This window comes from Nocardioides sp. NPDC051685 (assembly GCF_044453405.1).
In the GTDB taxonomy this organism is placed as follows: domain Bacteria; phylum Actinomycetota; class Actinomycetes; order Propionibacteriales; family Nocardioidaceae; genus Nocardioides.
This window is the reverse complement of the sequence record NZ_JBITCR010000002.1, coordinates 572,751-585,107: the sequence shown is the minus strand read 5'-3', so window position 1 is coordinate 585,107 and position 12,357 is coordinate 572,751. Positions and strand designations below refer to the sequence as shown.

Sequence of the window (12,357 nt, the reverse complement as noted above, 5' to 3'; positions counted from 1 at the left end):
GAAAGGTTCGGTTCGTGGCTCAAGGCGGCATGGAGCATTCCGTGGACGCTCGCGAGGGTGAGTCGCTCATGCAGCTCGCCGTACAGGCCGGTGTGCCCGGGATCGAGGGCGAGTGTGGTGGTGAGATGTCCTGTGCCACCTGCCATGTGTGGATCGGTGACGACTGGGCGGGAGAGCTGAGGCAGCCGGTGGGGGACGAGACCGACCTGCTCGAGGCCGACGACCACTTCACGGAGGCCAGCAGGCTCGGGTGTCAGATCAAGTTCAAGGACAAGCTCGACGGGCTCGTCGCCCGTATCCCGGGTTAGTGGATGACTATGAAGTATGACGTACTCATCGTCGGTGCCGGCCACGGCGGTTCGCAGTTGGCGGCAGCGCTGGTGGCCGGCGGGTACGAAGGCACCGTCGGTCTGGTCGGCGACGAGGTTGCCGCACCGTACGAACGGCCGCCGCTCACCAAGGGCTACCTGGCCGGTGGCGTGCTGTCCGCTGATCTGGCCTTCCGGAGTGAAGACTGGTGGGCAGCCTCCGGGATCGAGCGCATGCTTGGATCGCGCGTCGTCTCTGTCGACAGCCAGGCGCACACTGTTGCGCTCGAGGACGGCGGCCTCATCGGCTACGGCACGTTGGTGTGGGCGGCTGGCGGCGAGGCACGGCGCCTCACTGTGCCCGGCGCTGACCTGCACGGCGTGCACGTGATCCGGACGCTGGCCGACGCCGAGCACGTGAAGCGGAGCCTCGACGGAGCGCGTCGCGCCGTCATCGTCGGCGGTGGCTACATAGGGCTGGAGGCCGCGGCTTCACTTCGGTTGAAGGGTGTCGAGGTCACCGTGGTGGAGACGCTCGACCGTCTGCTCATGCGAGTTACGGGTGACGAGATTTCCAGCTATATCCAGGCGCGACATGCTCGCGAGGGTGTCGATGTGCTCCTCGGCGAGACCGTGACGGAAATGGCAGGGGCGAACGGTCAGGTCACCGGCGTCAGGTTGGCGTCCGGTCGCGTGCTCGAAGCCGATCTGGTCATCGTAGGGATCGGACTGATTCCGAACGTCGGGCCGCTCGAGCAGGCTGGCGCGGAGGTTGGGAACGGCGTTCATGTCGACGACTACTGCCGAACCACGCTTCACGATGTCTATGCCCTCGGGGACTGCGCAAGCTTCGTGTCAGAGTTCGCCGCTTCCCAACGAATACGTCTCGAATCCGTGCAGAACGCCAACGATCAGGCCAAGCTCGTCGCGAGCGCGATCCTGGGTGATCCGAAAACCTACGGCGCTGTTCCGTGGTTCTGGTCGCATCAGTACGACGACCGCCTTCAGACAGTGGGCGTATTGGCCGGTTACGACGAAACCGTGGTGCGCGGCGATGCCACCAGCGGCAAGTTCAGCGTGGTGTACCTCCGGAGTGGCGCCGTTGCGGCGGTCGATTGTGTCAACAATGTGCGGGACTACGCGCAAGCCAAGAGGATCCTCGGACGTACGGCACCAGCTGACCGGTCGCGCCTCGCCGACCCCGAGGAGCCGTTCAAAGCGATCTTCGCTTCGTCGGCGTCGGGCCACGCTCGTTCTGAGTTGGCGGCAGACCGAGTTGCTCAGTGAGAATTGTCGCAGAGATCGGTGAGTCGGCCGTGAAGGGCATCCGATTCCTTTCGTGTAAAGTATAGTTAGTTATAAGCACACATAGGCGAGCCTGACCGGCTCTCGGAGGGAATCGGATCATGACCCAGGTGAACCGGCCGCAGCCACCAGTTCGAATTCAGTCGTCGCGAGTCGCCGAGTCCATCGCCGCGGACCTTCGTCAGCGGATCCTTCGCGGCACATATCCCGAGGGACCCCTGCCTAAGCAGGATGATCTGATCCTCGAGTACGGCGTGAGCGGACCCTCGTTGCGTGAGGCACTCAGGATCCTCGAGGCCGAGGGTCTCATCACCGTGCGCCGGGGGAAGGTGGGTGGCGCGTACATTCATCCGCCCAACTGGTCGTCCGCCGCGTACGCGCTTGGCCTTGCGATGCAGGGTCAGAGTGTGCGCGTGCACGACCTGGCGATGGCGATCAGAGAGCTGGAGCCGCGTTGTGCGGAGTCCTGTGCCGAGCGGGAGGACCGGCTCGAGACGGTGGTTCCGGCGCTCGAGAAGAACATCGAGGCGTCAGAGGACGCGCTTGGTGACGGTGCCCACTTCACCGAGGTCTCGAGAACCTTCCACGACGTGTTCGTCGACCTTGCCGCGAATCAGACGCTGCGGCTCGTCGTGCGCAGCCTGGTCGCGGTCTGGACGATCCAGGAGCAGGCCTGGGCGGACGCCATGGAAGGCGAAGGTCGTTATCCCGACATCGAGCAGCAGAAGGCCGTCCTCAAGGCGCATCGTGCCATCACGCGGCTAGTCGCCCGAGGTGACAGGAACAAGGTCGGCAAGATCGCCACCGAACACCTGGCCGCGACCCAGCCGCGCGTGCTGCAGTTCTGCGGAGATCGCACCATCGACGCGTCGTCGGCAACGGCCATGCGAGGATTCCGCGGCCTGAAGTAGCAGCCTCTCGGCTCCGCTTGCCGTTCAGGGAGGATGCCGTCGCCCGAGCACGTGCCTACGTACTATTGATGTGCGTATGTAGTAGCTACGGGTTACTCGGATCGAGTTCGCCCAGGTAGTCGTCGGTCCCCATGTGGGATGGGATGAACGCCGTCATCCATTCGAGAACCGCTCGCCCGGATGCATCGAGAAGCGCAGCCTGGGCTGCGAATTGAGTGCCCCACCCGACTGTCGGGTGGTCATCGAGAAACCAGAGGAGCACGATCCGCCGCCCTCCGTTGTTTGCGGATTCCTGGAGGTCGCGGAGCGCCGGCCGCATTGTCGGCGTCTCGGCTGCGCCTTGGAAGACCATGGCGAGTCGCGCACTTCCTTCAGTCATGGCGAGCCGGCTGGGCAGGTATTCAGATGAGAGCCACTCGATGGTGTCGTCTCGGTCCTCAGCCTGGGGCACGTCGATCAGTTGAACGACGAGTCCGCCAGGGGGGTCCATCAACGCGAACACGTCCTGCGGAACCCGTTCGTCCCGGTAGACCGAGGCGCGGTGCTCCGCAAAGGTGGTGAAGACGAGCTGGCGTCGGGAGAACGAGCGCCCCTCGCGAGCCATCTGTGGGCCAACCACTCCCGACCACGCCAGATAGTCGTTCAGGTGGTCGGGGGCGATCCAGTAGGTCCCGGCGTATCGCCCGGATCCTGGCGGGTCGAACACTCCTCCTGTCCGCGAGTACTGCAGGCCGCGAAGAGTCGCTGGCGCCACCCAACGGCGTCCGGCAAACACCCACGGAGCCATCATCGCGCCATGGAAGAAGTGGTCGTCCTCGTACCAGCGGTTGTACTCCCGTCCCCAGCCGGGTTCCGGATCGGCGATGTTGAGCAGCATCGCGCCCACACGGACCTCCACCGGGCCGAACGAGTCCGGGGGAGTGTCGGCACTCTCGCTGAGAGTCATCGCGCACCTCGGGCGTTCGCCAGATGTTCCGCACTGGTGGAGCGGACGAAGTTGAGATCGCCTCCGATGGTCACGAAGGAGGTGCCGTCGAACCCGAATCCGCCGGGCGCGCCGAGCCTCACTCCGTGCCTGTCGGCCTTGTCGTGGAGGTCCTGCCAGATCTCGATCAGACGGTCACGGCCAGTGGCCATATCGGTTCCCATGTCCTGGGCGAGATCCCCCAGGCCGTAGAACGCGAAGTCGACGCCTTCTGTCTTGACGATGCGCTCGAAGTTCTCGACCCCGGCGAGCGTCTCGATCAGGGGAATGAAGAGCAGCTCGCGGTTGGCTCGGTCGGCGTGCTCGGCCCACGCGCCGTTGGTCCAGCCCGCCGCGGGAACCATCGGGCAGAAGCCGCGGCCGCCTGGACGGTACTGGGTTGCCGCGAAGCACGCCGCGGCCTGCTCGGCCGTTTCGATCTTGGGGACCAGGATGGCGTCCGCCCCGAGGTCGGCGACCTGCTGGACCAGGGACGGGTCTGCGCGCAGGATGCGAACCACTGCGACGGTGCCCGTTGCCTGTGCCGCGCGAATGTGCCCGAGGATGTCGCGGATGCCGAGAGCACCGTGCTCGCCATCGATGAGCACGAAGTCGTAACCGACCTCACCGAAGATCGCAGTGGTGGACGGGTCGGCCGAGGTGGCCCAGACGCCGATTGCCTGCTCCCCGCGATCGTTCAGTTCGACGAACCGGGCACGAGCTCCTGTGAACACGTCATCTCCTTCGCTGCGGCGTTGGACTTATGAACATAGTACATTCTAATCTTTAAGTAGATAACACATCTAGAAGGATTCGAGCCCAGTCAGAGAGGTTGAACCGAGCATGCCCCTGTTCGTCATCAAGACCAACGCCGTTGCCGGCCGTGAGGACGAGTTCAATGATTGGTACGACCGTCAGCACCTTCCTGACGTACTCGACGTTCCCGGCTTCGTAGCGGCTCGCCGCTACCGGCGGTCGACGGCACAGTTTCCGGGTGGTAAGGACGAGACTCAGGAGTTCGAGTACCTGGCGCTTTACGAGATCGAGGGTGACCCTGACGTCGCTCTGAAGAACCTCATGAAGGCCGTTCGCGACGATGGGATGGACATCAGCCCTGCCAAGGCCGCCGAGCAGGATGTTGTCGTCTACGACGAGATCGGTGATTGGCAGCGGGTCTGACGGCCCGACGCCGTTGGGGACGCGCGCGCTGCTCTCGCTGCTGCGTGGTCATGCGGCGGATCGTGCCGGTGGTCGCCCGGCCGAACTCGGGGCTGCTCAGCGTGCCGGCGGCGCGGGCGATGTTGAACGTCATCACCGCGAGCACCAGCCAGGCGGCGTTGGCGTTGAACTTCCCGAACGGTAGGTGCGCCAGCGCGGAGTCCTTCAGGTCGGCGCGGACCTGCTCGATGATCGCGTAGCCACGGTGGGTCTTGTCGACCCCGACGGTGTCGGCGACCTCGGCCCGGGAGATCCCCCGCGTTCGTGAACACCCGGCCCATCCCGCGATGCCGCAATATCGCCATGTCATCGATCGAGTCCGCGCCCGCGGCCACTCCCGCGACCTTCAGCCCGGCGTTCGCGCCCTTGTCCGTGGGCACGGAGAGGTGACCGTCGGCCAGATCCCGTAGGCCCGCAGACTCCGCCAGGACCAGCGCCGGACCAGCGGCTGCACCCGCGTCCCGACCCCTTGGCCGCTCTGACGTTTCGCTATCACACAGCGCCCTCGCGGCGCGAGCCCACGAGGGTGACAAGGAGCGTAGCGGGGCTGTCGGAACGGTTCTCCCACGCGTGTGACTGCCCGCGCAGCACGACGGTGTCACCCGTGCGGATGGTGGTCTCCTCCTCATCGAGCAGTAGAACCAGTTCGCCCTCGAGCAGAGTCTGCACGTCGATCGAGTCAGTCGAGTGGAACCCGGGCCGCTGGTCGGTGAAGTCGATGACCCCGCGGGCCTCAGTCACTTCCGTGTGCGCCGGGAAGGTGAACTTGAACACCAGGACCTCACCCGGCGCGATGTGGCCGATGTCGGGCAGGGGTCCGGGCGGAGTCACTGGGCCAGGTATCGACTCGTTGGGCGCGACCCGCCACAGGTTCCACACCGCCGCGATGGGGATGCTGTTGTCGGCCGTAAGCTCGTTGCGCGATTCGAGGCGAGACCGCCCGTCGGCGTCGTCGGTCGTGATGATTCGCTCTGCCATGTTCCTTACGCCACCTTCTCGGCTGGGCTCTGGAGTCGTCCCATACTCGGCCTGTGGCGACCGCCACACCAGGTCAGATGGTGCCCTGTGCCCGCCGAAAGGTGCCTACCGTGTGCTCCATGCGGACGATGCCGGCGGACAGCGCCCGGGAGACCAGGCTTGCGCGGTTGGTGACGTCGAACTTGGCGAGCAGCGCGGTGATGTAGTGCTTGACAGTGTTCTCGGACAGGAAGAGCTGCTCGGCGATATCGCGGTTCCGCAGTCCGTGGGCAACGAGCTCGAGGATCTCCAGCTCCCGGGCCGAGAGCGCGGGCGCGGATGGTGCCGTCTCCTCTACGGCTGCGGCGCGGATCGACCGATCGATCGTGCGCTGCAGGGCACCGGGCACGAGGGATTCCTCGGAGAACGTCGAGAGGTTGCACCTTATGACGGAGAGAACCTCTCTCTCGATGCGGTCCAGGATCTGCGCGACACGTGCGGGGTCGGACGCTGCGCGCCGCCACACGCATGCGAGGACGACCTCTGCCAGCATGATCCGGCTCTCGACGAAGTTCACGATCTGAGTGGTCAGCGGGCTCGCCTGGGTGACCATGTCGCCGAAGAGCCGCCGGTGCTGCGTCGGGTCCGGTATGCCCTCCTCGACGATCCCGGCCAGGGACTCGACCTCCGAAGCGACCCAGCTGCGGTAGTCGGCCTCGGGAAGGCTGTTCGCGGCAGAGCCGGGGAACTCCTGAGAGAATCGCCGCATCGTCTCCGTCACGATCTCTTCGGCGACTTCCCGGATGACCGCGGCCGCCTCGACCGAGGCCTGCTGGTCGCTGTGCAGGCCGACCTTCGTCACCGCGGCCTCTTCGCGCCACTGCTCGTAGGCGGCCGGTGGCTGGAACGGCTCGTAGCGCAAATCCGGAAACCCCCGCTTGTCAGTGTGTGGTTCTTCGGCCGATGCGCGGTTGGCGCTCATGACCATCCTTGTGTGCGTTGTGGTGCTGCTCGGTGAAGGTAGGCACCTTCTAGCCCGTTGTAGGAGCACCAGCGGGCCTGGCGCCAGCGGCTGTAACTGTTAAATGATAATATAGATCGGTTCAGATCGCGCGTCGCGATCGAGATATCGATCCCAGACGGCCAGAGTCCGCTGCCCAGCGCGGCGACACCAGAGGAGCGGGAGATGGAACATCTCATCACGGACCGAGTCGGATACATCGGGCTGGGAAACATGGGCGGTCCGATCGCAATGCACCTCGCACGGGAGGGAGTCGACCTCACCGTCTTCGACTTGTCGTCGTCGGCCGTGGATTCGCTCCTTGCCGAAGGCGCCGCTGCTGCAGGCTCGGCTCGTGAGCTCGCAGAGCAGACGGACGTCGTGGCGTTGTGCGTCTGGGACGATCAGCAGGTCCTCGATGTCGTACTTGGTACCGACGGAGTCCTCGTCGGCTTGTCCGCAGGCAAAGCGGTGATCGTGCAGTCGACGGTGCTGCCGGCGACGATCGAGACTGTCGCCGCAACAGCACGGGAAAGGGGCGTCCACCTCATCGATGCCCCCGTCAGCGGAAACATGGCAGACCGGGCCGGAGGAACATTGACCGTCCTCGCCGGAGGCGATGCTGAAGCGTTCGCGCGGTGCCGACCGGTCCTCGAGGTCATCGGCGACCCGGTGATCCATCTCGGTGGACCGGGTGCGGGCGAGGTGACGAAGCTGATCAACAACACGCTGATGCAGGCCAGCCGGAACGTGGCGATCGAACTCCTCGACCTCGCTCAGGCGTTCGGGATCAGCGAGGAATCACTCATTGATGCCATCAACGAAGGCAGCGGTGGTTCGTGGGTGTTGGCGAACTGGGAGATGTTCGATGAACTGCTGCTCACGGGGCGGGGCGTACAAGCGAATCAGACCCGCGAGGCGCTCGAGGCCGCGTCGAGCATCGGCATCGAGATGCCCCTCACGAGCTCCATCCTCGCCACCGCAGTCGACACCGCTCACCGCCGCCTCGAACAGTTGCGTTCCAGCGGCCGTGCCAAGTCTTAGTCATCCGCGTTCATGCCCTGCGACTACCGAAGGAACCTGAGCCATGGAATACATGCAGTACCTGAACGACATACCCGAACAGCTGATGGGTGCCATGACGTGGCGCACCGACAATATCCACGTGATCGCCACCTGGTTGCTTGCGTGGCTCACCGGATTCCTGCTGTACACGCACGCCGGCAAGGTGGCGAAGCGCCAAGGTGTGGAGCCCTACCCCATCTGGATCCACTGCTACATGATCTCGATTGACCTCATCGGCACCATCACGTTCGTGAGCCTCGCCTTTGCGCATGACTTCTTCTGGTTCTTCGTCGTTCAGAGCATCGCCCTTCCCATCTGGATGGTCATGGAGGCGAGGTTCATCTACGCGGGAGTCAAGAACCACCAAGCCCGCCATATGGACTGGGGGACCCTTGTCAGGGGGCAGCTCAGCGAGAACAAGGCCTGGTTCTACGCGTTGGGCACCTTCGTTGTTTCCTTCTTCGTCAACATGTACGCGTTGTCCATGATCGGAGGAATGGGCAATGCAGCCATCTGGATCATCTACCCGTTCACCAACTACGTGTACGCCCTGTGGACGTGGCGGTTCTGGGACTCCCGCTCGGCGGAGACCGGAACGCGGCAATACAACTCGATAGGACTGCAGGTCGTCATCACGGCCGCCTGCACTGTGTCGTGGCTTCCTGGGCTGAGCTGGTACTGGGCGGTGTCGCAGTACTTCCACCAGCCGTGGTACATCCTCGGTGGCCTCGCTGTGACGTGCGTGTCCGGCTACAACCTGTACCGCTGCATCAAACTGCCGCGATATGAGGTTTCGAGCGAGATGACCAGTCCGACTACGTAGCACCTGCCGCGCGGTCCGATGTCGGATGAGAGGCCCAGCCCGCAAGCCTGGTCAGGGCGACGGGGTCACGTCATATCGTGGAGGGTGTGCCCTGGACGGTGTCGGAGCTCTGCGGTCCGAGATCGAACTGCACCGCCACCCGCGACTCCGTGTGCGGCTCCAGATACTGGCGATACAGCGCCATGTGGCGGTCGTGCGCCACGTAGGCGCGGTAACCGTCGAGGTCGTCGAAGTCCAGGTTCATGGCAAGGTTGTAGTTGGCGGGCAGGTAACCGATGTTCCGGCCGCACGCCGCGTTCCGCACGTATGGGATCTCGGCGACGGCCGCGTAGATCTCCCTGGTGATCTCGTCCACGAGATCGTCGGAGACGTCGTCGTGGAACTTCCACAAGGAACAGTGACGGATCATGTACTTCCTCCATTGCCTGTCGCAGTTGCTGACATTGCCGCTTACTGGGCTCGTCGGAAAGCCGGCATGACTTCGTCAGCGAACAGCCGCAGCTGTCGCTCGATCCGGGCGTTGTCGCCGGTCGACCAGTGATGGTTGACGACGAGCGTGTCGACGTCGACGCTCTCCTGGAGCTCCTTGATCTGTTGGATCACCTCATCGGCAGTGCCCACCAGGGCGTATCCGTTCGCGGCTTCCTCGAGGCTCGGCGTGCGACCTTCCAGGATCGCGAAATCGACGGCCGAGGCGGCCAGTCCCGGTCCGAGGGCGAGCTTGCCGCGGCGGTTCTCCAAGAACCCAGGAAGCCATTCGGTCTCGAGCTCATCGCGATTGCGCGCGATGCACACGCTCCGCTGGAGCCAAAGCCTGCTCTTTCGGCCTGCATTCGCTGCCGCTTCGGTGTAGTAGTCGATCGCAGGCCGGTACTCGTCGATGCTCTGGACCAGGCCACCGATGATGCCGTCGGCAAGCCTGCCCGCGCGGCGCGACCCGATCTTCCCCTTGGTGCCGACGATGATCAGCGGCCGATCCTGCACAGTGCGCGGTGCAACCGACACGCCCTCGAATGAGAAGTGCTTCCCGTGATAGCTCGCGAGCTCGTTGTCCCAGACCGTGTTGAGCACCTCGAGCGCCTCCCGTGTCAGGCTCCCGCGGTCTGCGGGCTCCAGGCCGGTTGCCTGGAGCTCGAGCTCGCGGTAGCCGGAACCGACGCCGAGGAAGGCCCGTCCGTTCGAGATCTGGTCGAGCGTCGCGATCCCCTCGGCGACGTCGAGCGGATGGTAGGCGGGGAGCACCAGGATGCCGGGCCCCAGCATGATCCGGTCCGTACGCGCCGCAACCGCGGCAAGGAGCGTGAACACCGCCGACGGGTTCCCTTGGACGAACCGGTGCTGTCCCACCATGCCGATATCGAACCCGAGCTCCTCGAGCAGCAATCCACGCTGCAGGACGTCCGGATAGACGTTTTCGGGACCAGGGATCTGGAGGAGCTCACTGGCGAACTTGACCATGTTGTGCCTTCCCTCCTGGCGCCAGGCGGCGCGCGAGCGACCGTGCCATACCGGGAATCGGGCTGGGGCCACGCCGCGTTATGCTTTAATCGTTGCTATGATAGTAGAGATCAGCCATCGACGGGGCAAGCCTCGTGTCGGTGGTCCCGAGGCGGGGCAGTGATCGGCGCGCCGAGCGATCTGGCTCCGTCGGCCGAGGTCGCTCTCGGATTTCACGTCGCGCTCGAGGCCAAGGACTTCGAGGCATTTGCGGACCTGTGGACGCCGGATGCGGTCAACGAACTCCCGTTCCACTCTCCGGTGTCGCCGCCTGCCCTTGACGGACGCGAGGCGATCGTCGCCGATTACCGGGCGATGATCACCAAGCGGAAGGACCTGCAGTTCACCATCCACAGCGTGATCGTGGACGAGTCCGCCGAGCACGTCGTAGTGGAGTTCTCGGGACGCAGCATCATCGGCGAGACGGGCACGGTGTACAAGCAGGACTACATCGGAGTCTTCACGGTAGAGGGGACCCGGCTCAGCCGACTGCGGTTGTACGCCGATCCGCAGCGTGCCGCTGCCGCGCTGAAGGCGATCCGATGACACGGGATAGCGATGCCGGGCCTGCCTCCGAACCGCAGACCAGCGTCGAGTCTGACGGCATGGCGTGGGCCTTGAAGGTGAGCTTCCGTCGCTATCTGCGTACGGCCCTCGGGGTGGAGCACGCCGCTGCTGGTGCCGGCTACCTAGCCGACGGTCGGTTCTACTTCCCAATCGCCCATTCGGACTTCGACGTGGAGGCGGTCATGGGCTCGATAAGCGCCGAAGGCGAGATCACCTTCCATGGCCACGGCGGACTCATCGATCTGACGCTGGCCCGTCCGACCGTTGCCCTGTGTGCTGGTTCGGGCACCGTCTCGGTGATGGCAAACGGCACGCCCACCGAGCTGGCGGACGTCCGTCTCATGGAGGTGACCCGAGGCGACGACGTCGTCGCCTTCGCCTTCAATACCCGGCTTCGCGCCGCTGCCACACATCTCTTCGATGACGTGTATCCCCCGGGGACGATGTTCGATCACCTCGAGATCCGCCTTGCACGTCCGCACTAGTTCTCGGCCGCCGAAGGCTCAGATCAGTCGAGGGATCCACCGAACCGCTCGGTGAGCTTCCGGGAGGTCGCAACGAGCGCATCTCTCGCCCGCTCGATGAACCCCAGGCTCGCGTCCTTCGGGAAGTTGTAGAGCGTCAGGTGCAAGAGCGGCCCGTTCGCCCCGATGACCGGAGCGGTGATGGTACGGACGGTGCTCGCAGTCTGCTCATCCAGCCGGGCCGGGTCGTCCAAGCCATTCATCAGGCGACCGGCGTCGACAAACTTCCGCTCAAGGCTCGGCGTGCGTCCGTACTCCGCCATGGCCTCGACGATCGCCTCCGCCTCGCTGCCTCCCTCGCTCTGGAACGTCACCGTCCAGCCGCGAGCCTGGATGCCTTCCAGTGCACGGTTGAATGACGCGAGGTCCTCCTTCGCAAGATCCACCGGGTAGGAGTCGTACCACTCCTGGCGGATCTCCTCGGACCCCCATGCCGCGATCGTGCTGCCGAAGGGCGGGAAGAACGGCAGCACCGCCCCGACCGGGTCGATCCCGTCCGCGTGACCGGCCGTGGCCACGATCACCAGGTGATCGTCGTCCTTGGCGATCACCCGGCATTCCAGGCCGACATCAGCGGCGAGCCGCTCGATGTCCTCGCGTGCCGCGTCGGCCATGCGCACGGGCTCGGTGAGTCGGCCCCGAGCCGCGAGAACGAGCGAGCGCGGCGCGAACGTGCCGTACCCGCCCTGGAAGAACAGTAGGGGCAGGGTCGGGGTCTGAACCTCGAGGTCCAGGACCTTGCCGATGACGATCAGGTGGTCGCCGGCTTCGTGGATGTCGCCGAGCTCGCAATCGATCCACGCAACCGCGCCGTCGAGGATGGGCGAGCCCGTGTGTTCCGCGGGCCGCCACTCGACTCCGTCGAAGCGGTCGGCTCCCTTGGTTGCGAACGTGCGGCACAGCTCTTCGTGGCCGCCCGCCAGAACGTTGACGCAGAACCTTCCGGCATCCCGGATGCCGGGAAAGGTTGACGAGCCACGATCGGGCAGGAAGGCAACGAGCGGTGGATCGATCGACACGGACGTGAACGATCCCACTGCCATGCCGGTCGGTGACCCATTGCCCCCGATCGCGGTGACAACCGCCACTCCGGTCGGGAAATGCCCCAGCACGTCACGGTAGTACCTGGATGTGATCTGACGATTCTGTGCCTCGGTCGTCACTGCGATTGCTCCTCCTGTCGGGCCGGCTGCGGGCATCTGCCCTCACCCGACTCAC

The 12,357-nt window shown here is 64.9% G+C and carries 15 protein-coding genes and 1 pseudogene; 8 read left to right on the top strand and 8 right to left on the bottom strand.

The genetic code is table 11. The features are described from left to right. The first annotated feature begins 41 nt into the window (after nucleotides 1-41). From ACIA03_RS07975 to ACIA03_RS07965, 3 genes are all read left to right on the top strand, one after another. Nucleotides 42-308, top strand: coding sequence for a 2Fe-2S iron-sulfur cluster-binding protein (locus ACIA03_RS07975; protein ID WP_396980969.1), 267 nt, complete (start codon nucleotides 42-44; stop codon nucleotides 306-308). A gap of 9 nt (nucleotides 309-317) precedes the next feature. Continuing rightward, nucleotides 318-1,595 (top strand): NAD(P)/FAD-dependent oxidoreductase, encoded by a 1,278-nt coding sequence (locus ACIA03_RS07970; RefSeq protein WP_396980967.1) that lies wholly within the window; start codon nucleotides 318-320, stop codon nucleotides 1,593-1,595. Between the two features lie 119 nt (nucleotides 1,596-1,714). Then, nucleotides 1,715-2,524: a FadR/GntR family transcriptional regulator gene (locus tag ACIA03_RS07965; protein ID WP_396980965.1), complete on the top strand. Its 810-nt coding sequence runs from the start codon at nucleotides 1,715-1,717 to the stop codon at nucleotides 2,522-2,524. 85 nt (nucleotides 2,525-2,609) lie between these two features. Here the strand turns inward: ACIA03_RS07965 and ACIA03_RS07960 are convergent, their stop codons facing one another. Both ACIA03_RS07960 and ACIA03_RS07955 read right to left on the bottom strand, forming a co-directional pair. Further along, the gene (locus ACIA03_RS07960; RefSeq protein ID WP_396980963.1) at nucleotides 2,610-3,470 is read right to left on the bottom strand and encodes a hypothetical protein; all 861 of its coding nucleotides are present in this window, start codon (nucleotides 3,468-3,470) and stop codon (nucleotides 2,610-2,612) included. After that, nucleotides 3,467-4,222 (bottom strand): HpcH/HpaI aldolase/citrate lyase family protein, encoded by a 756-nt coding sequence (locus ACIA03_RS07955; RefSeq protein ID WP_396980961.1) that lies wholly within the window; start codon nucleotides 4,220-4,222, stop codon nucleotides 3,467-3,469. The genes ACIA03_RS07960 and ACIA03_RS07955 overlap by 4 nt, the downstream gene beginning before the upstream one ends. Nucleotides 4,223-4,331: 109 nt before the next feature. Between ACIA03_RS07955 and ACIA03_RS07950 the strand changes: the two genes are divergently transcribed. Beyond that, entirely contained in the window at nucleotides 4,332-4,667 is a 336-nt protein-coding gene (locus ACIA03_RS07950; RefSeq protein WP_396980959.1) for a hypothetical protein, read from the top strand. Between the two features lie 40 nt (nucleotides 4,668-4,707). Here the strand turns inward: ACIA03_RS07950 and ACIA03_RS07945 are convergent. The 3 genes and pseudogenes from ACIA03_RS07945 to ACIA03_RS07935 all read right to left on the bottom strand — a co-directional run. Beyond that, nucleotides 4,708-4,938 (bottom strand): annotated as a pseudogene (locus ACIA03_RS07945) (IS1380 family transposase); the annotation flags it as partial. A 260-nt stretch (nucleotides 4,939-5,198) separates the two neighbouring features. After that, nucleotides 5,199-5,684, bottom strand: a complete 486-nt coding sequence (locus ACIA03_RS07940) for a cupin domain-containing protein (protein WP_396980957.1) — start codon at nucleotides 5,682-5,684, stop codon at nucleotides 5,199-5,201. Nucleotides 5,685-5,757: 73 nt separating this feature from the next. Continuing rightward, entirely contained in the window at nucleotides 5,758-6,645 is an 888-nt protein-coding gene (locus ACIA03_RS07935) for a LuxR C-terminal-related transcriptional regulator (protein ID WP_396980955.1), read from the bottom strand. A 204-nt stretch (nucleotides 6,646-6,849) separates the two neighbouring features. Between ACIA03_RS07935 and ACIA03_RS07930 the strand changes: the two genes are divergently transcribed. Both ACIA03_RS07930 and ACIA03_RS07925 read left to right on the top strand, forming a co-directional pair. Then, complete coding sequence (locus ACIA03_RS07930) at nucleotides 6,850-7,707, top strand: NAD(P)-dependent oxidoreductase (protein ID WP_396980953.1); 858 nt, start codon at nucleotides 6,850-6,852, stop codon at nucleotides 7,705-7,707. Between the two features lie 43 nt (nucleotides 7,708-7,750). Continuing rightward, on the top strand, nucleotides 7,751-8,551 hold the full coding sequence (locus ACIA03_RS07925) for a hypothetical protein (RefSeq protein ID WP_396980951.1): 801 nt from the start codon (nucleotides 7,751-7,753) through the stop codon (nucleotides 8,549-8,551). Nucleotides 8,552-8,621: 70 nt separating this feature from the next. On the opposite strand, the gene ACIA03_RS07920 is transcribed toward ACIA03_RS07925, so the two are convergent. Together ACIA03_RS07920 and ACIA03_RS07915 are read right to left on the bottom strand one after the other, a co-directional pair. Further along, nucleotides 8,622-8,960 carry a Dabb family protein gene (locus ACIA03_RS07920; protein ID WP_396980949.1) on the bottom strand — a complete coding sequence of 113 codons (339 nt, stop codon included), beginning with the start codon at nucleotides 8,958-8,960 and terminating at the stop codon, nucleotides 8,622-8,624. A 41-nt stretch (nucleotides 8,961-9,001) separates the two neighbouring features. Then, a complete protein-coding gene (locus ACIA03_RS07915) occupies nucleotides 9,002-10,081 on the bottom strand; it encodes an LLM class flavin-dependent oxidoreductase (RefSeq protein ID WP_396980947.1) in 1,080 nt (359 codons plus the stop codon). A gap of 87 nt (nucleotides 10,082-10,168) precedes the next feature. Between ACIA03_RS07915 and ACIA03_RS07910 the strand changes: the two genes are divergently transcribed. Both ACIA03_RS07910 and ACIA03_RS07905 read left to right on the top strand, forming a co-directional pair. Next, a complete protein-coding gene (locus ACIA03_RS07910; protein WP_396980945.1) occupies nucleotides 10,169-10,594 on the top strand; it encodes a nuclear transport factor 2 family protein in 426 nt (141 codons plus the stop codon). Continuing rightward, entirely contained in the window at nucleotides 10,591-11,100 is a 510-nt protein-coding gene (locus tag ACIA03_RS07905) for an HtaA domain-containing protein (RefSeq protein ID WP_396980943.1), read from the top strand. Before ACIA03_RS07910 ends, ACIA03_RS07905 begins: the two co-directional genes overlap by 4 nt. A gap of 23 nt (nucleotides 11,101-11,123) precedes the next feature. On the opposite strand, the gene ACIA03_RS07900 is transcribed toward ACIA03_RS07905, so the two are convergent. After that, complete coding sequence (locus tag ACIA03_RS07900) at nucleotides 11,124-12,302, bottom strand: flavin reductase family protein (protein ID WP_396980941.1); 1,179 nt, start codon at nucleotides 12,300-12,302, stop codon at nucleotides 11,124-11,126. Nucleotides 12,303-12,357: the final 55 nt, after the last annotated feature.